Here is a 21296-nt window from a genome sequence, read left to right on the forward strand (position 1 = left end):
TGGATCCCTGTATTCACAGATCGGTGTACCCTTCGAGAGGCATTTACCGATCAGTGTACCCATGGAGGTGTGCAGAATGACCATTCCGGAGAAGATGACAGCAGTGCGGATCGTGGCGCACGGAGGCCCGGACGTGCTGGAGCTCGCGGAGGTGCCCGTCCCCGTTCCGGCGGCGGGCGAGGTGCTGGTGGAGGTGCGCGCGGTCGCGCTGAACAACACCGACCTCTGGACCCGCCAGGGGGCATACGGCACGCCGGAGGATCCCGAGGCGCTCGCCGGGTGGCGCGGCCCTCTCGACTTCCCTCGCATCCAGGGCGCTGACGTGGCCGGCATCATCATCGCGGTCGGCCCGGGCGGCGACGCGGGGCTCGAGGGTCGCCGGGTGGTGATCGATCCGGCGATCTACGACGCCGACGGCCCGCAGGCGAATCCCGTGGGCCTGATGGGCAGCGAGCGGGACGGCGGCTATGCCCAGCACGTCATCGCACCGGTCCGTCAGGTCCACGACGTCACCGGCTCCTCGCTCTCGGACGCCCAGCTCGCCTCTCTTCCCACCGCCTACGGCACCGCGCTGGGGATGATCGAGCGCGGAGGCGTCCGCGAGGGGGAGACCGTGCTGGTCACCGGGGCGTCCGGCGGTGTGGGCCTTGCCCTGGTGCAGCTCGCCGCCGCCCGCGGCGCCCGGGTGCTCGCCGTCAGCAGCGGCTCGAAGCTCGAGGCTGTCCGCAGCGCCGGGGCCGATGCCGTGGTCGATCGCGCGCAGGACATCGTCGGGCAGGTGCGCGCCGCAGCCGACGGGGGCGTCGACGTCGTGCTCGACGTGGTGGCCGGCGATCTCGTGGGGGAGGGGCTCTCCCTCCTGCACGAGGGTGGCCGATGGGTGATCGCCGGGGCCCTCGGCGGTCATGGCGTGGGCTTCGACGTGCGCCGCCTCTACCTGCACAACGCCCAGATCGTCGGCTCCAGCATGCACACGCGGGAACACTTCGCACTGCTGATGGACATCGCCCGTGGGGCTCAGGTCCAGCCCGTCATCGCGGCCACCTACCCGCTGGACCAGGCGGCCCGCGCGCAGGAGGAGCTGGGCCGGCGCCACCACGTCGGCAAGATCGTTCTGGATCCGCGGGAGGCAGCACCGCCGGCATGAGGCCACGGGCCGGGCACGGCTGTGGCGGACCGGAAGATCCCGCTGCCGTGCTGGACAGTTGGCCGCAGGAGCCCGACACCGCCTCGGGCCTCGGACGCACCGTGCGGGGGATCTGCGAGAAGCTCGTGCAGCGCGGTGGGTCCATCGGGGGATGAGACGGGGCGCGGACGGACGGCCCCGCGGCCACCCGCGCCCCGTGCGCGATCGGGTCTCTAGTCCTCGAGCATCACCGCCGTGCGCGGGAGGAGCGGGAGCGCCAGGAGGCAGGTGGCGGCCATGACGAGGATGATGACCAGCGTGATGGTCATCGCCGGGATCGTCCCCGCAGCCAGATTGCCGAGGAAGATCGTGGTCACGAGGGCGGACCCGATGCCGTTGGCGACCTGCTGGATGGCGCTGAGGGAGCCACTGGCGGAGCCGGCCTCCTCCGGCTGCACGTTGCCCAGGGCGGTGTTGAACACGGAGTTGAAGCTGATTCCCGCGGCGGTGCCGATGATGCTGGTCGCGATGAGGTTCTGCCACCAGGTGGCCTCCAGGCCGGCCGTGAGGACGATCAGGAGCAGCACACCGGTACCCAGTAGCGTGGTCAGCATCCCGAGGAGCACCACACGTCGGCCGAGGGAGAGGATGAGGGCATTGGCGATCCCGGAGCCGGCGATGATCCCGATCGTCAGGGGGATGAGGTTCAGCGACGCCTGGGTGGGGGTGTATCCGAGCCCGAGCTGGAAGAACAGGCTGATGACGTACATCAGGCCGCTGAACCCGGCGAAGACGCACAGCCCCACGACCAGGCCCGAGGTGAACCCGCGGTTGGCGAGCAGCTGCCGTGGCAGCAGGGGATCCGGGGTGCGGACCTGACGGATCGCGAACGCCGCCAGCAGCGCGCCGCCGAGGAGGGTGCTGGCGATCGTGACCGGCCCCCACCCCTGCGATGCCCCGGTGAGCAGCCCGAACAGGAGTCCGAACAGAGCCGTGCCGAGCAGTGCGCTTCCCCGGGCGTCGATCCGCACCGAGCGGTGCGGCGGGACGGCGGGCAGGTGACGGAGCGCGAGGACCAGGGCGATGCCGCCCAGGACGACGTTCATCAGGAAGATCGGGCGCCAGGCGAGACCGAACAGGTCGGCATCGATCAGCAGACCGCCGACGATCGGCCCGGCCACGGCGAAGACTCCGAGCATCGGGGCGAAGACCGCGAACGCCGTGCGCAGCATGGGCTTGGAGAAGGTTGCGGCCATGATCGCCATCCCCTGCGGGATCAGCAGCGCCCCGAAGGTCCCCTGCACGACGCGGGCGGCGATGAGGGCTCCCGCGGTCGGTGCGAGGCCGGCGAGGGCGGAGCCGGCCATGAAGCCGATCAGCCCGACGAGGAAGGTGCGGCGCTGGCCGAACCTGTCCCCCAGTCGGCCGCCGAGGACGAGCAGGGACCCGAGGGCCAGGGCGTACGCGGCGCCCAGCCAGGGGATGACGTCGTCGCCGACGCCGAGGTCCTGGACGATCGACGGGGCGGCCACATTGGTGATGGTCGCGTCCATCAGGTCCATGGCGTCGGCGAGCAGCACGACGATGAGGGTCAGCCAGGCGGCGCGCGGGGATGCCGTCGGCGTGGTGGTGGGGGCGGTGGTGGTCTCGGTGGAGGTGGGGGTGTCGGTCATGGCGACTCCGTTCGACGAACACAGGAACGAACAGGATCGTAGCGAACACGTTCGTCACGATCAAGGTTGCCCGCACGATAGAGTGGTGGGATGAGTCGCCCCGAGCCCGTGAGCCGCCGTGAGCGCCCGGCGAAGCCTGCGCTGTCCCGTGCGGCGATCGTCGATGCGGCGATGGCCGTGCTCGAGCAGGACGGCATCGGCAAGCTGACCATGCGTCGGGTGGCCGCCGAGCTCGACACCGGACCGGCCTCGCTGTACGTGTACGTCGCCAACACGACCGAGCTGCACGCCCTGCTTCTCGATCGGCTGCTCGGCTCCCTCGATCTGACGTGGGACGAGGTCGAGCCGTGGCGCGATCGGCTCCACCGGGTGCTGGCCGACTATGTGGAGCTGGTCTCCCGGGAGGCGGGGCTGGCGCGAGCGGCTCTGTTCGTCTGGCCCGACGGTCCGCACTATCTCGACCTGGTCGAGCTGATCTTGCGCCTGCTGCTGGCCGCCGGCGTCGATGAGCGGACGGCCGCGTGGGGCGTGGACCTCCTGCTGCAGCACGCCGGTGCCTCCGTGGCCGAGTGGTCCACGCGCGCCGCGGATTCCGGCCAGCGTCTCGAGGACGTCGCGGCTCAGCTGGATGCGGCGGACCCGGAGCGGAACCCGGTCCTGGGCTCGTTCGACACCGCGCTGTTCACCCAGGGCCACCACACCACGCGCACGCTGTGGGCGCTCGAGGCCGTCATCACCGGGATCCTGGACGTCCGCTTCCCGTCGGCCTCCTGAGCCGGCGCCGGGCCGGCTCCGAGCCGACCCGCCGGTGGCTGGCGCCGCTCAGCCTGGCCCTCGCTCTCCCAGGCTGGGCTCGGCCTGGTAGGTGCCGCTCGTGGGGCGCACGCTCGTGCCATGAGCGATTCGACGACATCCCCTGACCATCCGACCACCGTCCTGATCACCGGCGCCAACAAGGGCCTGGGCTACGAGACGGCCCGCCGGCTCGGTGCCCTCGGCTGGCGCGTGCTCCTGGGCGCCCGGGACGAGACCCGCGGGCGAGAGGCCGCGGATGCCCTCGCCGCCGATGGCGCGGACGTGGCCTTCGTCGCCCTCGACGTCACCTCCGACGCCTCGGTCGCCGCGGCCCTCGAGGCCGTCGGCGAGACCACGGACAGGCTCGACGTCCTCATCAACAACGCCGGGATCACGGGGGAGCAGGTCGGCCCGATGGATGAGCTGATCACCCCGGAGAACACGCTGCCCCGCCATCTCCTCCCCGTGCTCGACGTCAACGTGCTCGGACCCCTCCGCGTCACCCGTGCGAGCCTGCCGCTGCTGCGCGCGGCGGGGGACCCGCGCGTGGTCATGGTCTCCAGCGGCGCCGGGTCCCTGACCCACATGACGGACCCGTCGCGGCCCGAGGCGCAGCGGGCCCACCTGATGTATCCCACGTCCAAGACGGCCCTGAACATGCTGACCGTGCAGTACGCGAACGGGATCCCGGACGTCCGGTTCAACCTGGCCGACCCCGGCTTCACCGAGACGGATCTGAATCACCACCAGGGCACCCAGACGGTCACCGAGGGCACCGACGCCATCGTCGAGCTGGCCACCGCCTCGCCCGGACCGACCCGGCAGTACCGTGACCGCCACGGCGTGGTCCCGTGGTGACGGCGGCCGGGACGAGCGATCCCGAGGAGCACGACATGTCCACAGCGCACGGCAAGTCCACAGCGCACGACATGTCCGCAGCGCACGACAGGAGCGATCCCGTCGTGCCGACCTACTCGGATGCCGAACGCGAACGACGCTGGGGCCTGCTGCGCTCCGTCATGCACCGCGCGGGGCTCGACGCGATGCTCGTGTTCGGCGAGCACGAGGACTCCGGGCCCGCTCCGTTCGCCTACGACGCGTGGATCACCAACGACAGGCCGGGGATGACGGTGCTCGTTCCCCGCGACGGCGACCCGATCTCGCTGCTGCCGATGGAGATGTTCTCCAAGGACCACCTCGAATCCGCCCGCCGGGGCGAGAGCCTCTGGATCGCGCCGGAGAACCTGCGGACGCCCCGCGACTCCCGCGTCGTCATCGCCACGCTCCACGAGCTGGGACTGGCGCGGGCCGCGATCGGCGTCGTCGGCCTGGAGCCCTATCCGCCCTGGCACCCTGAGGGGATCATGCCCTACGGGCTGTGGAGCACCGTGCTGGCAGAGTTCCCCGAGGCGGACTTCCGCCCGGTCGGAGCGCTTCTGTCACGGCTCATCATGCCGCTGGGCGCCGAGGAGATCGCCGTCGTGCGCCGTTCGGCCGCCATCGGCGATGCGATGGCTCGGGCCATGGTCGAGGCAGCCGCTCCCGGCGTTCCGGAGTCTGCGGTGTACGCGGCCGGGATGGCCGCAGGCTATGCGCGCGGCACCACCCCGGCGGCGATGCACTTCTGGAGCGGTCCCGCCCCGCTCGCCTCGGGACTGCCGCCGTGGAGCTACCGTCCGCAGGCTCCCCGGGTCCTGGCCGACGGCGACGTCATCTCGGCGGAGGTGTTCGCGCACGTCGCCGGTCGGCACACCCAGCACCAGGTCACCATCACCCTGGGCCCGCCGCACGAGGACCTCCGCCGCGCTGCGGACGTGGCCCGGGAGGCCTATGACGCCGGCCTGGCCGCGCTCCGTCCCGGCCGCACCTTCGGCGACGTCGTGGAGGATCTCCGCGGCCCGTACCGCGCCGCCGGAGGCTGGGAGTTCGGCCCGGCGATCCACACCCTCAACCCGATGATCGCCGCCGCCGGCTTCCCGGTCGAGGCCAGCCGGCGCAGGGCCGGCGCGGATGCCTATCCGCCCGAGACCGACCGGCCCACCATGGCCGCCGACATGGTGCTGGAGCCGGGGATGACCTTCGCCCTGGAGCCCAACTACGCCTACGGGCGGCACCTGGCGTACCTCGGCGGCACCGTGCTGGTGACGGACGACGAACCGCTCGAGCTGAACCCGTACACCGCCCGGCTCCTCCGCGCCGGGGGAGGGTGAGCGAGAGCGTCCGTCCGGCCTCGTCCGTCCGGCCTCGTCCGTCCGGCCTCGTCCTTCCGGCCGCGTCCGCCCGATCGACGGTCGGCGCGATCAGTAGGATCCGGCCATGGCCCCACGCAGCGAGACCTCGGACGACGACGCCCCGATCGGCCGGCGCGGTTCCTACTCCAAGGGCGTCGCCCGGCGCCAGGAGATCCTCGACCGTGCCGCGGAGGTGTTCCGCGAGCGCGGCCCGGAGGGGACCTCCCTGCGCCGCGTCGCCGAGGAGATCGGCGTCTCCCACGGCGCGCTCCTGCACTACTTCAGCTCGCGCGAGCAGCTGCTGCTGGCGCTCTACGAGCACACCGAGATGCATCGCAATGAGCTGCGCGACAGCGAGGAGTCGAGCGGTCGGGGAGCTGTGGAGAACCTGGTCGACGCGGCGAGCGTCAACGTGACTCTGCCCGGCTACGTCCAGCTCTACTCGACCCTCGTCGCCAATGCGCTCGAGGAGGAGCGGACGGAGACCCGCGACTACTTCGTCCGACGCTTCGAGCGCGTGCGGGAGCAGACCGCCGAGCGGCTGCGCCGTCAGCAGGAGGCGGGGGAGGTGCGCCGCGGCCTCGACGCGGACAAGCTCGCCGCCCTGCTGGTCGCCGCCTCCGACGGCCTGCAGACCCAGTGGCTGCTCGAGGAGACGGTGGATCTGGAGGGGAGCCTGGAGCTGTTCGAGGAGCTGCTGCGGCCGTAGGGGCTCCTTCTGTCGGCTTCTGTCAGCGCAATCGCGCCAGGAAGCCGTCCAGCAGCGCAGGCGTCGTCCGGTCGACGAATTGCAGCAGGTGCGAGGAGTCCACGGCGGAGGAGAGCGAGGGGATCTCGACCCCGGTGAGGACGGCTCCGGCCAGGTAGACGATGACCAGGCCGATCACGAGCCCGAGCGCGCCGCCGAAGAGGCGGTCGATGATTCCCAGGTGCAGGCGGTCGGCGCCGCGACGCACCAGGTTCCCGATCCAGCCGCCGATCCCGCTGCCGATGATCAGCAGCGCCAGCAGCGAGCCGAGCATGGCGAGAGTGCGCCAGGGCGCATCGACCGCGTCGGAGACCCACGGCAGCGCCCAGACGGCGGCGACGGCTCCCGCGGCGAGGCCCAGCAGCGACCCCAGGGTCGCGGCGAACCCCGATCGCAGGCCCGAGGCCGTGGTGCCGAGCAGGACCAGCACGATCACGATGTCGACGATCCAGTCCATGGTGCACCTCTTCCGCACGTCCGGGTCATGCTGTGCGGGCATCGTGCCAGGGGAGGCTGGAAGCTTGGTGAGTCATCGGCGTACGACGGGCTGATCGTCGCCATTTGTTAGCGTGGTGCGGATCACATGTCTCCGGACGACAAGGATCTCGTCATGCCGATCGACCTCCCCCTGCTGATGACGGGGCGCACGCGCGGCAAGCGCTCAGCGGTCACCTGCGCGCTCAAGTGCGGGAACCAGTGCGCCCACGCCGCGTGCAACACCAGCGGGAACGCGTACTTCGGCGACATCGCGAGCGCCGCCCTCTCCCGCCGTGCGCTCTTCGGCGCCGCTGGTGCCGGAGCCGTGGTCGTCGCCTACGCGAGCCTGACGGACTCGCCCGCCCTCGCCGAGGCCCGGCCGCCGGCCGACGAGTACGCCCCTTCCGGCACGCCGCTGGTCTTCGCGCCGATCGCCCCGGTCGACGCGGAGGCGGACGAGATGAGCGTTCCGGGCGGCTACACCTGGTCGCCGATCATCCGCTACGGCGATCCGCTGTTCGAGGACTCGACCCCGTTCGACCCGGAGAACACCACGGCAGAGGCCCTCGCCACCCAGTTCGGCTACAACAACGACTACACCGAGATCCTCGAGGTCCCCGGCTGCGACGGCCGCCGTGCCGTCATGTTCAACAATCACGAGTACGACAACGTCGCCCTCATGGTCCCGCCGTCCACGGGCGAGAGGCAGAGCATCGAGATCCAGATGGCGGCGCACGGGCTCTCCGCGGTCGACCTCGAGCGGACGAAGCGCGGGCGTCCCTGGACCTACGTGGTCGGCGGGGAGCGCAACCGTCGTTTCACCTTCGACACCGACTTCGAGCTGGTCGGCCCGGCCGCCGGGGCGGAGCTGCTGCAGACCGCCGCCGACCCCTCCGGCATCACCGTGAAGGGCACGATCAACAACTGCGCCGGTCGCCGTACCCCGTGGGGCACCGTGCTCTCCGGCGAAGAGAACTTCCACGGCTATTTCGCCGGAGGCGCGCAGACCGAGGCGCAGCGGCGGTACGGCGTCGGCGACGGCATCCGGAAATGGGAGACCGTCGATCCCCGATTCTCGACGGCGAACGTCGGGTTCGTGAACGAGTCCAACCGCTACGGCTGGATCGTGGAGGTCGACCCCTTCGATCCGGACTCGACCCCGAGGAAGCACACGGCCATGGGGCGGTTCAAGCACGAGGGCGCCTCGACGATCATCGGCGAGGACGGTCGCGCCGTCGCCTACATGGGCGACGATCAGGCCTTCGAGTACGTCTACAAGTTCGTCTCCCGCGACACCTACGTCGATGGCGACAGGGCCCACAACATGGCGCTGCTGAACAACGGCAGCCTCTACGTCGCACGGTTCACCGGCGACTCCGAGCTCGTCGACGCGCACGGGACCCTGCCCGAGGACGGCGAGTTCGACGGCACCGGTGAGTGGATCCAGCTGACAGACGGGGAGAGCTCGCTGGTCGACGGCTTCACGCTCGAGGAGGCCCTGGTCAACACCCGTCTCGCGGCCGATGCGGTCGGTGCGACGAAGATGGACCGTCCGGAGGACGTCGAGTTCAGCCCGATCACCGGCAAGATCTACGCCTCGCTGACCAAGAACGGGGACCGCGAGGAGTCCGGCGAGCTCGGGGTCGACGAGGTCAACCCCCGCGCCGCGAACCGCGACGGTCATGTCCTGGAGATCATCGAGGCCGAGGGCCAGGCCGGCGCGACGTTCACCTGGAATCTCCTGCTCGTGGCGGGCGACCCGGCGAACGAGGACTACGAGGTCTACTTCGGCGGCTACCCGATCGACAAGGTCTCGCCGATCTCCTGCCCCGACAACCTGGCCTTCGACTCGGTGGGCAACCTCTGGGTCTCCACTGATGGTGCCCCCGACGGCATCGGCTACAACGACGGGCTCTTCCGGGTCACGCTGGAGGGGCAGGATCGCGGCTACACCGAGCAGTTCCTCTCCGTCCCGCGCGACGCCGAGGTCTGCGGCCCGAACGTCTACGACGAGGACGGTCTGGTCGTCGTCGCCGTCCAGCACCCGGGCGAGGACGGCGAGTGGGGCGCGCAGCGCTCGCAGTTCCCCTATCAGGAGTTCTCCGAGCTGCTGCCGCGCCCGGCGGTGGTCCAGACGTACCGGACGGGCCGCGGGGATGACACCCCGCCGCGCGGGCCGGGCCACAACAACGGCCGCGGCGGCGGGACCGGCGCACCGGGCAACGGCAAGGGCCGGGGCGCGGACAATCGCGGGCCAGGCAACAACAGCGGCCGGGGCAACTGAGCCGAGGGCCCGTACCGCACTCACCTCACCCCGTGTAATCCCCCTCGCGCGCGTTCAGCGCCCTGTAGTGGGCGAGCTTGTCCTCGTCGACCTCGACCCCGAGCCCCACCCCGTCGGGTACGCGGAGGCAGCCGCCCTCGAAGGACAGGGGGTCGATGATGTCGTCGTCGTGCAGGTAATACATGGAGTCGATCGCGCTGGAGAGCACAGGGGTGCTGGCCACGATCGCGAGGTGGGCGGCGGTGGCGATGCCGAGCTCGCCGCCGCTGTGCAGGTTCATGCCCAGTCCGAAGGCGTCGCAGTGGGCGGCCAGGTGCTTGGTGATCGCGATCCCGCCCCACTTGTAGACGTCCCCGTGGATGACCTGCACCGCGTTCAGACGCACGGCAGGGGCGAGATCCTCCCAGCGCACCACGCACATGTTGGTGCACAACGGGATCCGCACCGCCTCGGCGACCCGCGCCATCTGCTCGAGTCCCTGGCAGGGGTCCTCGAGGTACTCCAGCCCCAGCGGCTCCAGAGCATGCCCGGCGCGGATCGACTCGGGCACGCTCCAGGCGGCGTTGGGGTCCACGCGCAGCTCCACCTGAGGAAGCCGCTCGCGCAGGGCCTGCATGATCGCGACATCGGACCGGGCATCGGTGCTGCCCTTGAGCTTCACGGCGGTGAAGCCGTGCTCGTCGACGACCTGCTCGGTGGCGTCGGCGAGGGAGCCGGGGTAGTCGCGCTCGTCGCCGTCGGAACGGGTGATCAGCGCGGTCAGCGGGATCTGTTCGCGCACCCGCCCGCCGAGCAGGTCCACCACGCCCATCCCCGCGGCCTTGCCAAGCAGGTCCCAGCACGCCACGTCGATCGCGGCGAGGGCCGCATAACCCAGGTACCCGTGGAAGAAGGGCAGCATGCGGTGGCGGGCGTGGAAGGCTTCCAGGGCACGGGGGTCGGTGCCGATCACGTCGTCGGCCAGCTGGCGCACCAGACGCGCCACGGGAGCGCCCCACATCGTCTCGCCCCAGCCCACCAGGCCGTCGTCGGTGGTCATCCGCACGATGGTGCGGGTCTCTCCCTGTTTGGTCTCGAACGACGAGGTGAATCCCTTGCGCATCGGCAGGTTCACCACGCTGACCTCGAGGTCGACGATCTTCATGCGGTCTCTCCTTCGTCGGGGGTGCCTGCTGCGCGCTGGGGGTTGCCGAAAGTGCGATCAGGAGGTGCGGCGCCTGAGCGGGCGCCTGCTGTGTCCTCGGGGGTGCCTGCTGCGCGCTCGGAAGTGTCCGCCTCCGGAGGCAGGGCGGAGGTGAGCAGTGCGTCGAGGCAGGCCTCCAGCGCGGCCGCCGCCTCGGTGAGCGTGGCCTCTCCGCGAGTGGGGTCTCCGTCACCGGGAGGGTCGGTGACCCCGCCGGTGCGCGGCCATTCGCCGTGGCGTTCGAGGTGGAGGCCGGGCACCAGCTCCTGGTCGAACAGCGGCAGCTCGGTCGGGCCGTGGCCGTCCGGGCCGACCAGGGCGGGGTGGGCCGCGCTCATCAGATCGGTCTCGAAGCGCCCCGCATGGCCCGGACCGCCGGAAGTGTTCGTGACCAGCTGCCAGTAGCTGCAGCAGGCGGCGAGGATCGGGTGCTCGAGCGCGGCGAGCTTCACGGCCTGGCTCATCATCTCGATGTTCCCGCCGTGGCCGTTGACCACGAGGATCCGTCGGAACCCTGCGGCCACCAGGGAGTCCAGCAGCGCGGAGAGCACGTCAAGCAAGGTCCGTGGTGGCAGGCTGAGGGCGACGGCGAACTGGTGGTGCCCGCTGAAGCCGTAGGGCAGCGTGGGGCACAGCACCGCGTCCTCGCGCTCACCGAGGGCTCGGTCGACCACGGCCTCCACGAGCAGGGAGTCGGTGCCCAGCGGCAGGTGCTCGCCGTGCTGCTCGAGGGAGCCGATCGGCAGCACGGCGACGCTGCGGGGGGCGAGCTCGGCGACGTCCTGTCGTCGCAGTGAGGTCAGTCGAGTCATGGGGTCCTCCTCTGTCGTGGTCGTCTCCCGGCGCGGTTACTGTGTGCGCATGTCCGGTCGTGTCCTGTCGTTCGAGCCGCCCGCCTCACGGAACGGCTCCTTCCTCGCCCTGGAACTGCTGCCGGGACGGGTGCAGGGGGCGCTGATCGACCCGGCCGGACGGTTCCGGGCGCGGCGGGAGGCGAGATTCGACCCGTCGGCCCCGCGGGTGAAGATCCTGGCCGAGGTGGACCGCGTCGCAACGGGTCTGGCGCGCAGCAGCAGACTGGGCGGCTGCGTGATCTCCGCCGGCGGCGTCCTGGACACCGCGCACGGCACGATGGTGCAGGTCGTGGACATGCCGAGCCTCGAGGGCTGCGCGATCGCGGAGCATCTGCACACGGTGGTGGGGGCGCCGACGCTGCTGGAGCACCGGGCGCGGCTGCAGGTCCAGGGCGATCACTACTTCGGGGCCGGCCAAGGTGAGGAGACGTTCGCGTCCGTCGCCACCGGCAGCACCCTCGGGGTGGGGATCCTCTACCAGGGCATGATCCTCGCGCCCGACGGCGGTCGCAGCGGGGCGCACATGACCGTGGCCGCCGGTCAGATCACCTGCAGCTGCGGCAAGCGCGGCTGCTGGCGCACGATAGCGACCACTGCCTGGCTGCGGGAGCAGGGGCGGCCCCTCGAGATCCCCGACCAGGACCTCGCCGGCTGGGAGAAGCGGGCCACATCGGACCCGCGGGCTGCCGCAGTGGTCTCGGAGTACGCGCGGAACATCGCCGTGGGACTCGCGAACATCCAGCAGCTGTGCATGCCCGGCCTGTTCATCCTGCACGGGGAGGCAGCTCAGGCCTCGGACGGATTCCGGGCCACGATCCTGGAGACCCTGCGGGATCTCTCCCGCACGGGCGGGGAGACCGAGCCCCGTCTGGTGACGACCTCCCTCGGAGAGGACGACTCCACCCTGTTGGGCGGAGTGGCGCTGCTGCTGCATCGCGGGCTGCCGTCGATCGGCTGAGTGGCACGGCCCCGGGCGCCCTTCCGTCGAGATCATGCGTCGGCCCCGGCGGCCCCGTCGGCCCTGTCGGCTCGTCCGGCTCCGGTGCTCGCGAGTGCCGGGTTCGCCCGGCGCGGATCGGGGTGCGCGATCGAGTCCAGCAGGCGTCGGGTCACGGCCGACGACGGTGCCGACAGCACCTCGCGGCAGGGGCCGATCTCCTCGATCCTGCCGTCCGCCATCACAGCGACGCGGTCGGCGATCCCGGAGACCACGGCGAGGTCATGGCTGACGAACAGGTAGGCGACCCCCATGCGCTCCTGCAGATCCCGCAGCAGGTCCAGGATCGTCGCCTGCACCGAGACGTCCAGGGCGCTCGTGGGTTCGTCGAGCACGAGCAGCTGAGGTTCCAGGGCGAGTGCGCGGGCGATCGCGATGCGCTGGCGCTGGCCGCCGGAGCACTCGTGGGGGAAGCGTCGTGCCAGGTCCGGGTCGAGATCGACAGCCTCCAGCAGGCGCGAGACCTCGGCCCGGATCCCATCGGCGCCGAGCTCACCGCGGCGGTGGGTGATCAGGCCCTCCGCGATGACGTCCCGGATCCGCATTCGCGGGTTCATGCTCGCGTACGGGTCCTGGAAGACCATCTGGACCGTGCGTGCCCGCTGCGCCGAGGAACGTCGACGGCCGGTCGCGAGATCCTCCCCGAGGGTGAGCACCCGGCCCCCGGTGGGCTCGGCGAGACCCACGATGATGCGAGCGAGGGTGGTCTTGCCGGAGCCGGACTCGCCGACCAGCGCCAGGGTCTCGCCGGCGTGGATGTCGAGGTCGATGTCGGTGAGCACCGTGTTCTCCCGGCGGTGCTGCCGGAAGGTCTTGCCCACCCCGCGGACCGTGATCAGCGGGGCGTCGTGGTCGTGGGGGCTCATGCGGTCGCTCCGATCTCCAGGCGCGGGGTGGCGGCGAGGAGGCTGCGGGTGTAGTCGTGCTGGGGGTGCTCGAACATCTGGAGCGCGTCCCCCTGCTCGGCCAGCACCCCGTCGTGCAGGACGGCCACGCGATCGGCGACCGAGGCGACCACCCCGAGGTCGTGGGTGATCAGCAGGATTCCCATGCCGGTCTCGGCCTGCAGGGTGCGCAGGAGGTCGAGGATCTCCGCCTGGGTGGTGACGTCCAGAGCGGTGGTGGGCTCATCGGCGATCAGAAGTCGCGGTCTGCTCATCAGGGCCATGGCGATCATGACCCGCTGGCGCAGACCGCCGGAGAGCTGGTGCGGGTACTGGGCCGAGCGCCGCTCGGGCTGCGGCACCCGGGCCTGTTCGAGCGCTTCGAGCATCCGGCGTCGGCGCTCGCGACGGTCGCCGCTGCGGTGGATGCTCATCACCTCCATCAGCTGGCTGCCCACGGTGCGCAATGGGTTCAGGGTGGCCATCGGGTCCTGGAACACCATGGAGATGTCGCGTCCGCGCACGGCGCGCAGCTGCTTCGAGGACAGGGTCAGCAGATCGGTGCCCTCGAAACGGACCTCGCCGCGCGGGTAGACGGCCGGCGGCTCGGGGTTCAGCCGCAGCACCGACAGGGCGGTGCTCGACTTCCCGGAGCCCGATTCGCCCACGATCGCAAGGGTGCGGCCCGCCTCGAGGGTGAGGTCGATGCCGCGCACGGCGGCCACCTCGGTGCGGCGGGAGGAGAAGGAGATGTGCAGGTCGGAGATCTCGAGCAGGGGAGCAGTGGTCATGACGTGTACGTCCTCGGATCGAAACGGTCGCGCACGGCGTCCCCGGCGATGTTGATCGACAGCACGGTCAGCAGCAGCGCGGTGCCCGGGAACACGGCGAGCCACCAGGCGGTGCCCATGTACAGCTGGCCGTCGGCCAGCATCGAGCCCCAGGTGGCGATCGTGGCGGGGATGCCGAGGCCGAGGAAGCTCAGCGCCGCCTCGGCGAGGATCACGGTGCCCACCTGGAGGGTGAGGATCGTGGCGAGGGGTCCGGTGACGTTCGGGAGCATGTGCCGGATCATGATGCGGTGCGCGGGCACGCCCATCACCTGGGCGGCCTCGACGAACTCGCGCGTGCGCAGGGACAGCACCTCGGAGCGCAGCACCCGGGCGTAGGAGACCCAGCCGGTGATTCCCAGCACCACGATCACGGTGGCGAGGCTCGGGCCCACGAAGCCGATCACGGCGAGGGCGAGCAGCAGGGTGGGGAAGGCGAGCTGCACGTCCGTCAGGCGCATGAGCAGACGGTCGGTCCAGCCACCCATGTAGCCGGCCATGATCCCGATCATCGAGCCGATCACGCCGGAGAGCAGCGCGGCGGTCACTCCCACGAGCACCGAGATCCGGCTGCCGATGACCAGGCGGGCCAGGACGTCCCGTCCCAGCTGGTCGGTGCCGAGCAGGTGCCCGTCGGTGCCGGGTGGGGAGAGGCGCTGCAGCAGGTCCTGCTCGCCGGGGTCGTCGACGAGCAGTGGGCCGATGAGCGCGAGCAGCACCACCAGGGCGAGGAAAGCGCCCGAGGCCAGCAGGGGGACGTCGAGGCGTCGACGTCGGTCGACCGACGGGCTGGATCCGTCAGCGGGTCCCGGTCCGTCAGCGGATTCGGCATGGGTGGGGGAGAGATCGGGAAGGGCGGTGGCGTTCATGCCTCGGTCCTCACACGGGGGTCGATGATCGCGTAGGAGAGGTCCACCAGCAGGTTCACCACGATGAATGTCACGGCGAAGAGCACCACGGTGCCCTGGACCAGCGGGAAGTCGCGGAAGCTGATGGCGTCGATCGTGAGCCGGCCGATGCCGGGCCAGTTGAAGATCTGCTCGGTGAGGATCGCTCCGCCCAGCAGTGCCCCGAGCTCGAGGCCCAGCACGGTGATCACGGGCATCGAGGCGTTGCGCAGGGAGTGGCCCAGCAGCACGCGGACTTCTCCGGCGCCCTTGGCACGGGCGGTGCGTACGTGGTCCTGGCCCATGACCTCGATGAGGGAGGAGCGCAGCAGGCGGGCGACGACGGCGACGGAGAAGATCGCGAGCGTCGTGGCGGGCAGGACGAGATGGGCCAGGGTGCCGTAACCCGCCGCGGGCAGAACCCTCAGCTGGACCCCGAACAGGAGGACCAGCAGGATGCCCACCCAGAACGCCGGAGTGGACTGGCCCACCAGCACCGCGCCCATCACCGTGCGGTCCACGCCGGTGCCGCGGCGCATCGCGGCGATCGATCCGGCGAGGAAGGCGACCACGACGGTGATCAGCAGTGCCGCCGCCGCGAGCAGGGCGGTCGCGGGGATGCGCTCGGCGATCAGGGAGGTGACCGGTTCCCGGTACAGCAGGGAGTCGCCGAGGTCCAGGCGCACCAGCCCGCCGAGGAAGTCGAGGTACTGCACGATCAGGGGTCGGTCCAGCCCCAGGGTGGCCTGCATCTGGGCGACCTGTTCAGGGTTCGCGTTCTCCGGGAGCAGCTGGGCGACGGGGTCGCCGGAGGCTCGCGAGAGGACGAAGACGACGGTGACGGCGGCCCACAGGACTCCGAGGGAGGAGAGCAGACGGGTGAGCGCGGCGCGGAGCAGGTGTCGACGCGAGGACGGGGCAGGTGACGTCGGGCTCGTCGTCGCGGTCGACGTCTCCGCCGACGGGGCGGACGACGGGGACGGTGCGGGTGAGGTGCTCATCGGGCGGTCTCCATCGCGAGCGTGCCGTTGACGTTGGGCTCCCAGGTGATCTCGCCGTTGGTCGCGAAGTCGAGGTCTGCCTGGTAGAGGAACAGGAACGGAGCCTCGTCGTGCAGCCACTGCTGCATCTCCTGGAGGGCTTCGAGCCGGGTATCGGGGTCGATGGTCTGCTCGATCGTGTCCATCAGAGCATCGGCATGGTCCGAGCGGATGCGGCTGCGCCGGCGGTCGGAGCGGATGTAGGACTGCAGCGTCGCGCCTCCGTCGAGGGTCCATCCCGTCGAGCCCGTGAGGTACATCGACCCCAGCGAGGAGGGGTCGTCGGATTCGAGGCGCTCGGCGAAGGTGCCGGGTTCGAGCAGCTCGAGGTCGAGCGTCACGCCGACGTCGCCGAGCATCCCGGCGAGGGCCTCGCAGACCAGCTGCTCCTTGTTCGAGGAGGTGAAGCGCAGCTCGATGCCGTCCGCGTGCCCGGCCTCGGCGAGCAGCTCCCGGGCGAGGTCCGGATCGCGCTCGGGCGGCGGGATGTCCGGCACGTAGCCGAATGCTTCCTGGGGCACGATGGTCGCCGCCTCGCGGCCGGAGTCGTTGAGCACTGCTTCGATGAGCAGCGGCACGTCCACGGCGTGGTTCAGGGCGCGGCGCACGCGCTCGTCGCGCAGGATCTCGTGCTCGGTGTCGAGCACGACGAAGTACATGCGGATCCCGGGGTACTTGTCCAGGGCGACGTCCTTGTAGCCCTCGAGCTGGAGGGCGGCCTCGGGGTCGAGCGCGGAGACCATGTCCACCACATCGCTCTGGATGCCGGCCAGCGCCGAGGCGGGATTGGGCATGGCCGTGAAGTGGAGCTCGTCGAAGGCGGGGCGGCCGTTCCAGTGCTCGGCGTTCGCCTCCAGGCGCAGCAGCTGGGCCTTGCGCCAGGAGACGAAGCGGAACGGGCCGGTGCCCACGGGCTGGGCGGCGAACTCCTCGTCCCCCACGTCCTCGAGGTAGCCGGGCGGGAGCATCACCCCGCCGAACAGCGAGACCTTCTCGGGGATCACGGGGTCGGGATCGGCCATGACGATGTCCACGGTGTGCTCATCGACGATCTCGACGTGGTCGACGGCGCGCAGCTCGATGATGGTCGATTCGGTCGCGGGGTCGATGAGCCGCTCGATCGAGAACTTCACGCTCGCGGCGTCGAAGGACTCCCCGTTGTGGAAGGTGACGCCTTCGCGGAGATGGAAGCGCCAGCGGTGCTCGTCGACGGCTTCCCACGATGTCGCCAGGCGCGGGACGAGTTCGTTGCTGCTGTCGCGCATCGTGAGGGTGTCGAAGATGTTGATGAGCACGTTCATGCCGTCCAAGCCGCTCTCGAGATGCGGATCGAGCCCCGTGGGCTCGCTCTTCTGGGCGATCCGCAGGGCGCGGGCATCGCCCGCTGCGGGCTCGCTCCCGCATCCGGCGGTGAGTGCGAGGGCGCCCAGCGCGGAACCGCCGGCCCCCAGACGCAACGCGTCACGGCGGGTGGGACGAGGCAGAGATGTCATGCGAGGTGCTCGCTCTCATCGTCGATGATGAATGCCATTGAATGGAATGTGCGTTCTGGTGAACGGAACGATGGTGGCTTACGCTAGTGGGCATGGGAGACGACGTCAACACCTCCGCGCGCAGCGTCGCGGACAAGGTCATGGCCCTGGTGCACGCCCTGGGCACGGCCGAGGAGCCGTTGCGTCTGGGGGCGTTGGCCGAGGTCAGCGGCACGAGCAAGGCCACGGCGCGGCGGCTGCTGCTGGACCTGTGCACGCAGGGCTATGCGCATTCGCCCGGGCGCGGCCTGTACCTTCCGGGCCCGCGCCTGCAGGGCCTGGCGGCTGCGGTGGTGCGCCACGACCCGCTCGGCGGGGTGATCGCGGAGTCTCTCGGCGCTCTCGCCCGGGCGACGGGCCACGTCGCGGCGCGCGTCGGCGTCGCCGACGGCCGGGCCGTGGTGCTGGGGCTCGAGAACCCCCAGCGACTGCCGCTCGCCCTGCAGGTGGGGGACGAGCTGCCGGGGCATCCGCTATGGGCCGACGACGCCGACTTCGGCGGGGTCGGCTCCGGGGCGGGACCCGGAACCCGGGTCGGATCGGCGACGGAGTCCCTCATGGAATACCCGACGGCGTCGACCTGGATGCTCGCCGCTCCCGCGAGCACTGATCGCACCACCTTCCTGGTGCTGGTGGGTCTCGCCTTCATGCGCCCGCAGGACGACACCGCCGCGCAGCTGCTCGCCGGGCACGCCCGCGCCCTCGGAGGGTCCCCGGAGGGTCTGCGCGATGTCGGCTGACGCGATGCCGGTCGACCTGATCGGACGCGACGTGCAGGACCTGTTGGGTCGGGCGCGGGGCGACGGCCAGTTCAGTGGCGCCGCCTGGGCCGTCGGCACGAGCGCCGGCGTGCAGCGCAGCGGCGAGGTGGGCACCTTCGCCCGCGACGAACATCGGCCGATCGGGCCCGACGCCCTGTTCGACCTGGCCTCGGTCACCAAGCCGATCGTGGGCCTCGCTCTGCTGAGACTGGTCGATCGCGGCGCGCTGGACCTCGATGCGACGGTGGGGGAGGTGCTCGAGGACTGGCCCGAGGGCCCGATGGCCCACGCCGACCTGCGGTCTCTGCTCACCCACACCTCGGGCGCCCCGGGACCCACCCCGCTGTGGCGGGAGCACGAAGGCCGCGCCGCGCTGCTGCAGGCGCTCGCTGAGCTGGAGTTCACCGCTTCCGGCAGCTGGCGCTACTCCTCGATGGGATTCATCGTTCTCGGACTCGTCGCGGAGCGTGTCGCCGGGATGTCCCTGGATCAGCTCGTGGCCCGGGAGATTACGGAACCGTTCGGTATGACGAGCACTGGCTACGGCCCGGTGCCCGCGGACCGCGCCGTCGCGACCGAGGACTGCCCCTGGCGCGGACATGTGGTGCGTGGCGAGGTGCACGACGAGAACGCCGTGGTGCTCGGCGGCATCGCCGGTCACGCGGGTCTGTTCGGCACCGCCGGAGACCTGGGCCTCCTCGGTGCTGGGCTGCTGCGCGGAGACCTGTTCACCCCGGGCATGGACCGGGCGATGCGGGGCGCTGATGACGGTCGCCCGCTCGGCTGGTGGCCGCGGGCGCAGTGCACCTACCTCGGAGACCATTTCGGCCCGAAGGCGTTCGGCCACACCGGGTTCACCGGGACCAGCCTGGTGATCGATCCCGATGCGGATCGCTGGTTCGTGCTGCTCACCAATCGCGTGCACCCCTCTCGGGAACCGCGGGGGTTCGACGTCGTGCGAACGGCGTTCCATGAGACCGCCGGCGGTGCCGCCCCCTGATCTGATCGTCGCCCGCGGCGCGGGCGCCCGGGCACCGGGAGCAGTGATCCCGGTACTGTGCTGAGGAGCCGGTCGCAGCCGCCCGGCCTCCGCGCACCGACCTCTCCGCGCGGGGATCTTCGACTTGTTGGGACGTCCCGTGGAACAGATGACCGTCGCCGGCCACTCCGAGCCCATCCCCACCTCGCCCGTCGCGGCACGCCTGCTGAACGAGCGGCTCGAGACGGCCCGCGAGAAGCGCGGCGACGAGGCGGCCGAGAATCTCGAACGGCTGGTCGGTGAGCGGATCGGAGCACTCCTCGAGGGTGGGATGCCCAGCATCGACTTCGCGACCATGCGCTCCATCGTCGACTTCGTGGAGACCCCCGAGGAGGAGGACACCGCTTCGGGCCTCGGACGCACGGTGCGGGGGATCCGGGAGAAGCTCTCGCAGCGGGGCGGGCCCGTCGGGGGCTGAGAACCGCCCGGCGAAGGGATCGGAATCGCGCCTGACCTCGCGGAGGCCGCTCGAGCAGGGATTCTCCATCACAACGTGGAAACCCACGGGTCGACATCGCGCCCGCGGTCTCCTATGCTCGCAGTTAGTCGAATAACCGCAGTCGTGGACAAGGGACGAAACGTGTCGCAGCGTCCGCCCTCCAGCATCCCTGCCGACTCACACGATAAGGACGTCACCGTGCCGCACCACCCCAATGTTCTCGTCCTGCTGACGGACCAACAGCGTTGGGACACCGCCGGGATCCATGGCAATCCGCTGGGGCTGACGGAGAACCTCGACCGGATGGCTGCCGAGGGCGTCCACCTCTCCCACTCCTTCACCTGTCAACCGGTGTGCGGGCCGTCCCGAGCGGTGATGCAGACGGGCCGATATCCGACGTCGACCGGGTGCTATCGCAACGGCATTGCGCTGCCCGAGGACGAGACCACCCTGGCCGACAGGTTCGGCGAGGCCGGTTACCGCACGGCCTACATCGGCAAGTGGCACCTGGCCGATGTCGACACCGCGGGCCCGGTGCGGCCCGAGCAGCGCGGGGGGTACGAATACTGGATGGCCGCGAACCTGCTGGAGTTCACGTCGGACGCCTACCGCACCACGCTGTACGACGGCGAGGGCGCGGCGCACGAGTTCGACGGATATCGGGCCGATGCCGTGACCGGGGCCGCGATCGACTTCCTGCGCCAGGAGCACGAGCGACCGTTCTTCTGCTTCGTGTCCTTGTTGGAGCCCCACCACCAGAACGACCGCGACGACTACCCGGCTCCGGACGGGTACCGCGAGCGGTACGAGGACACGTGGGTCCCGCACGACCTCGAGGTGCTGAAGGGCAATTCCGTCGAGCACCTCGGCGGCTACCTGGGCATGGTCAAGCGGGTCGACGAATGCCTCGGCCGGCTGCGCGACACGCTCGAGGAGCTGGATCTGGCGGACGACACCATCGTGCTGTTCACCTCCGACCACGGCTGCCACTTCAAGACGCGCAACACGGAGTACAAGCGCAGCTGCCACGACGTGTCGATCCGCGTGCCCACCGTGCTGCGTGGTCCGGGCCTGGACACCGGGGAGCCGATCGACCGCAGTATCAGCCACGTCGACCTGCCGCCGACGCTGCTGGAGGCGGCCGGGCTTCCCGTCCCGGATGCTCTGCAGGGCCACTCGATCATGCCGCTGGTCCGCGGGGACGAGGACACCCGGCCCGATGAGATGTTCGTCCAGATCAGCGAGTCCGAGGTGGGACGCGCCCTGCGCACGCCCGAGTGGAAGTACGGGATGACGGCCGCGGACTCCGACGGGTGGCAGGACGCCGCTGCCGACACCTACCAGGACGCCTACCTCTACGACCTCGGGGCGGACCCGTACGAGCTGGACAATCTCATCGGCCGCGAGGGGTACGAGAACGTGGTCGCGCCGTTGCGCGAGCGTCTCCTCGAGCGGATGGTCCAGGCGGGGGAGCGACGGCCGACGGTCAGTCCCTCCAGCGGTCTTCGCTGACGCC

The 21296-nt window shown here is 70.8% G+C and carries 20 protein-coding genes; 11 read left to right on the plus strand and 9 right to left on the minus strand.

All coding sequences use genetic code 11. The features are described from left to right. The first annotated feature begins 76 nt into the window (after positions 1-76). Positions 77-1147, plus strand: a complete 1071-nt coding sequence (locus tag JOF44_RS15365; RefSeq protein WP_209893320.1) for a zinc-binding dehydrogenase — start codon at positions 77-79, stop codon at positions 1145-1147. 212 nt (positions 1148-1359) lie between these two features. Here JOF44_RS15365 and JOF44_RS15370 read toward each other — a convergent pair whose 3' ends face one another. Next, positions 1360-2799: an MFS transporter gene (locus JOF44_RS15370; RefSeq protein WP_209893323.1), complete on the minus strand. Its 1440-nt coding sequence runs from the start codon at positions 2797-2799 to the stop codon at positions 1360-1362. A 90-nt stretch (positions 2800-2889) separates the two neighbouring features. Here JOF44_RS15370 and JOF44_RS15375 point away from each other — a divergent pair, with 90 nt between their 5' ends. The 4 genes from JOF44_RS15375 to JOF44_RS15390 all read left to right on the plus strand — a co-directional run bounded on the left by JOF44_RS15375 (position 2890) and on the right by JOF44_RS15390 (position 6534). After that, positions 2890-3573: a TetR/AcrR family transcriptional regulator gene (locus JOF44_RS15375; protein ID WP_209893325.1), complete on the plus strand. Its 684-nt coding sequence runs from the start codon at positions 2890-2892 to the stop codon at positions 3571-3573. A gap of 120 nt (positions 3574-3693) precedes the next feature. Continuing rightward, complete coding sequence (locus tag JOF44_RS15380; RefSeq protein ID WP_209893329.1) at positions 3694-4452, plus strand: SDR family NAD(P)-dependent oxidoreductase; 759 nt, start codon at positions 3694-3696, stop codon at positions 4450-4452. A gap of 35 nt (positions 4453-4487) precedes the next feature. Then, positions 4488-5804: a M24 family metallopeptidase gene (locus tag JOF44_RS15385; RefSeq protein WP_209893344.1), complete on the plus strand. Its 1317-nt coding sequence runs from the start codon at positions 4488-4490 to the stop codon at positions 5802-5804. Positions 5805-5910: 106 nt separating this feature from the next. Beyond that, positions 5911-6534 (plus strand): TetR/AcrR family transcriptional regulator, encoded by a 624-nt coding sequence (locus tag JOF44_RS15390; RefSeq protein WP_209893356.1) that lies wholly within the window; start codon positions 5911-5913, stop codon positions 6532-6534. Between the two features lie 22 nt (positions 6535-6556). Here JOF44_RS15390 and JOF44_RS15395 read toward each other — a convergent pair whose 3' ends face one another. Further along, a complete protein-coding gene (locus tag JOF44_RS15395) occupies positions 6557-7072 on the minus strand; it encodes a CvpA family protein (RefSeq protein ID WP_209893359.1) in 516 nt (171 codons plus the stop codon). Positions 7073-7183: 111 nt separating this feature from the next. Between JOF44_RS15395 and JOF44_RS15400 the strand changes: the two genes are divergently transcribed. Continuing rightward, a complete protein-coding gene (locus JOF44_RS15400) occupies positions 7184-9334 on the plus strand; it encodes a PhoX family protein (protein ID WP_209893362.1) in 2151 nt (716 codons plus the stop codon). A gap of 25 nt (positions 9335-9359) precedes the next feature. Here JOF44_RS15400 and JOF44_RS15405 read toward each other — a convergent pair whose 3' ends face one another. After that, positions 9360-10478 (minus strand): mandelate racemase/muconate lactonizing enzyme family protein, encoded by a 1119-nt coding sequence (locus JOF44_RS15405; protein WP_209893366.1) that lies wholly within the window; start codon positions 10476-10478, stop codon positions 9360-9362. Beyond that, the gene (locus tag JOF44_RS15410; protein WP_209893368.1) at positions 10475-11329 is read right to left on the minus strand and encodes a creatininase family protein; all 855 of its coding nucleotides are present in this window, start codon (positions 11327-11329) and stop codon (positions 10475-10477) included. The genes JOF44_RS15405 and JOF44_RS15410 overlap by 4 nt, the downstream gene beginning before the upstream one ends. 49 nt (positions 11330-11378) lie before the next feature. Between JOF44_RS15410 and JOF44_RS15415 the strand changes: the two genes are divergently transcribed. Then, a complete protein-coding gene (locus JOF44_RS15415; protein ID WP_209893371.1) occupies positions 11379-12329 on the plus strand; it encodes an ROK family protein in 951 nt (316 codons plus the stop codon). A 32-nt stretch (positions 12330-12361) separates the two neighbouring features. Here JOF44_RS15415 and JOF44_RS20825 read toward each other — a convergent pair whose 3' ends face one another. The 5 genes from JOF44_RS20825 to JOF44_RS15435 are packed head-to-tail and all read right to left on the minus strand — an operon-like array spanning position 12362 to position 17502. Further along, complete coding sequence (locus tag JOF44_RS20825) at positions 12362-13234, minus strand: ABC transporter ATP-binding protein (RefSeq protein ID WP_245348972.1); 873 nt, start codon at positions 13232-13234, stop codon at positions 12362-12364. Continuing rightward, positions 13231-14043 carry an ATP-binding cassette domain-containing protein gene (locus JOF44_RS20830; RefSeq protein ID WP_245348973.1) on the minus strand — a complete coding sequence of 271 codons (813 nt, stop codon included), beginning with the start codon at positions 14041-14043 and terminating at the stop codon, positions 13231-13233. Before JOF44_RS20830 ends, JOF44_RS20825 begins: the two co-directional genes overlap by 4 nt. After that, the gene (locus JOF44_RS15425; protein WP_209893374.1) at positions 14040-14951 is read right to left on the minus strand and encodes an ABC transporter permease; all 912 of its coding nucleotides are present in this window, start codon (positions 14949-14951) and stop codon (positions 14040-14042) included. Before JOF44_RS15425 ends, JOF44_RS20830 begins: the two co-directional genes overlap by 4 nt. Next, positions 14948-15970, minus strand: a complete 1023-nt coding sequence (locus tag JOF44_RS15430; protein WP_209893377.1) for an ABC transporter permease — start codon at positions 15968-15970, stop codon at positions 14948-14950. Before JOF44_RS15430 ends, JOF44_RS15425 begins: the two co-directional genes overlap by 4 nt. Beyond that, positions 15967-17502, minus strand: a complete 1536-nt coding sequence (locus JOF44_RS15435; protein ID WP_209893380.1) for an ABC transporter substrate-binding protein — start codon at positions 17500-17502, stop codon at positions 15967-15969. Before JOF44_RS15435 ends, JOF44_RS15430 begins: the two co-directional genes overlap by 4 nt. 92 nt (positions 17503-17594) lie before the next feature. Between JOF44_RS15435 and JOF44_RS15440 the strand changes: the two genes are divergently transcribed. The 4 genes from JOF44_RS15440 (at position 17595) to JOF44_RS15455 (ending at position 21292) form a co-directional block, all read left to right on the plus strand. Next, on the plus strand, positions 17595-18281 hold the full coding sequence (locus tag JOF44_RS15440) for a helix-turn-helix domain-containing protein (RefSeq protein WP_209893383.1): 687 nt from the start codon (positions 17595-17597) through the stop codon (positions 18279-18281). Between the two features lie 4 nt (positions 18282-18285). Continuing rightward, on the plus strand, positions 18286-19302 hold the full coding sequence (locus JOF44_RS15445) for a serine hydrolase domain-containing protein (protein WP_209893386.1): 1017 nt from the start codon (positions 18286-18288) through the stop codon (positions 19300-19302). 148 nt (positions 19303-19450) lie between these two features. Next, positions 19451-19759, plus strand: a complete 309-nt coding sequence (locus JOF44_RS15450; protein WP_245349512.1) for a hypothetical protein — start codon at positions 19451-19453, stop codon at positions 19757-19759. Between the two features lie 219 nt (positions 19760-19978). Then, a complete protein-coding gene (locus JOF44_RS15455) occupies positions 19979-21292 on the plus strand; it encodes a sulfatase family protein (protein ID WP_209893392.1) in 1314 nt (437 codons plus the stop codon). Positions 21293-21296: the final 4 nt, after the last annotated feature.

Source organism: Brachybacterium fresconis (assembly GCF_017876515.1).
In the GTDB taxonomy this organism is placed as follows: Bacteria; Actinomycetota; Actinomycetes; order Actinomycetales; family Dermabacteraceae; genus Brachybacterium; species Brachybacterium fresconis.

Coding starts and splice junctions, on each gene's coding strand:
- JOF44_RS15405 (WP_209893366.1), bottom strand. CDS start 10,478: ATGAAGATCGTCGACCTCGAGGTCAGCGTGGTGAACCTGCCGATGCGC.
- JOF44_RS15440 (WP_209893383.1), top strand. CDS start 17,595: ATGGGAGACGACGTCAACACCTCCGCGCGCAGCGTCGCGGACAAGGTC.
- JOF44_RS15415 (WP_209893371.1), top strand. CDS start 11,379: ATGTCCGGTCGTGTCCTGTCGTTCGAGCCGCCCGCCTCACGGAACGGC.
- JOF44_RS15445 (WP_209893386.1), top strand. CDS start 18,286: ATGCCGGTCGACCTGATCGGACGCGACGTGCAGGACCTGTTGGGTCGG.
- JOF44_RS15395 (WP_209893359.1), bottom strand. CDS start 7,072: ATGCCCGCACAGCATGACCCGGACGTGCGGAAGAGGTGCACCATGGAC.
- JOF44_RS15380 (WP_209893329.1), top strand. CDS start 3,694: ATGAGCGATTCGACGACATCCCCTGACCATCCGACCACCGTCCTGATC.
- JOF44_RS15450 (WP_245349512.1), top strand. CDS start 19,451: ATGACCGTCGCCGGCCACTCCGAGCCCATCCCCACCTCGCCCGTCGCG.
- JOF44_RS20830 (WP_245348973.1), bottom strand. CDS start 14,043: ATGACCACTGCTCCCCTGCTCGAGATCTCCGACCTGCACATCTCCTTC.
- JOF44_RS15410 (WP_209893368.1), bottom strand. CDS start 11,329: ATGACTCGACTGACCTCACTGCGACGACAGGACGTCGCCGAGCTCGCC.
- JOF44_RS15385 (WP_209893344.1), top strand. CDS start 4,488: ATGTCCACAGCGCACGGCAAGTCCACAGCGCACGACATGTCCGCAGCG.
- JOF44_RS15370 (WP_209893323.1), bottom strand. CDS start 2,799: ATGACCGACACCCCCACCTCCACCGAGACCACCACCGCCCCCACCACC.
- JOF44_RS15430 (WP_209893377.1), bottom strand. CDS start 15,970: ATGAGCACCTCACCCGCACCGTCCCCGTCGTCCGCCCCGTCGGCGGAG.
- JOF44_RS15400 (WP_209893362.1), top strand. CDS start 7,184: ATGCCGATCGACCTCCCCCTGCTGATGACGGGGCGCACGCGCGGCAAG.
- JOF44_RS15425 (WP_209893374.1), bottom strand. CDS start 14,951: ATGAACGCCACCGCCCTTCCCGATCTCTCCCCCACCCATGCCGAATCC.
- JOF44_RS15375 (WP_209893325.1), top strand. CDS start 2,890: ATGAGTCGCCCCGAGCCCGTGAGCCGCCGTGAGCGCCCGGCGAAGCCT.
- JOF44_RS15365 (WP_209893320.1), top strand. CDS start 77: ATGACCATTCCGGAGAAGATGACAGCAGTGCGGATCGTGGCGCACGGA.
- JOF44_RS15435 (WP_209893380.1), bottom strand. CDS start 17,502: ATGACATCTCTGCCTCGTCCCACCCGCCGTGACGCGTTGCGTCTGGGG.
- JOF44_RS15390 (WP_209893356.1), top strand. CDS start 5,911: ATGGCCCCACGCAGCGAGACCTCGGACGACGACGCCCCGATCGGCCGG.
- JOF44_RS20825 (WP_245348972.1), bottom strand. CDS start 13,234: ATGAGCCCCCACGACCACGACGCCCCGCTGATCACGGTCCGCGGGGTG.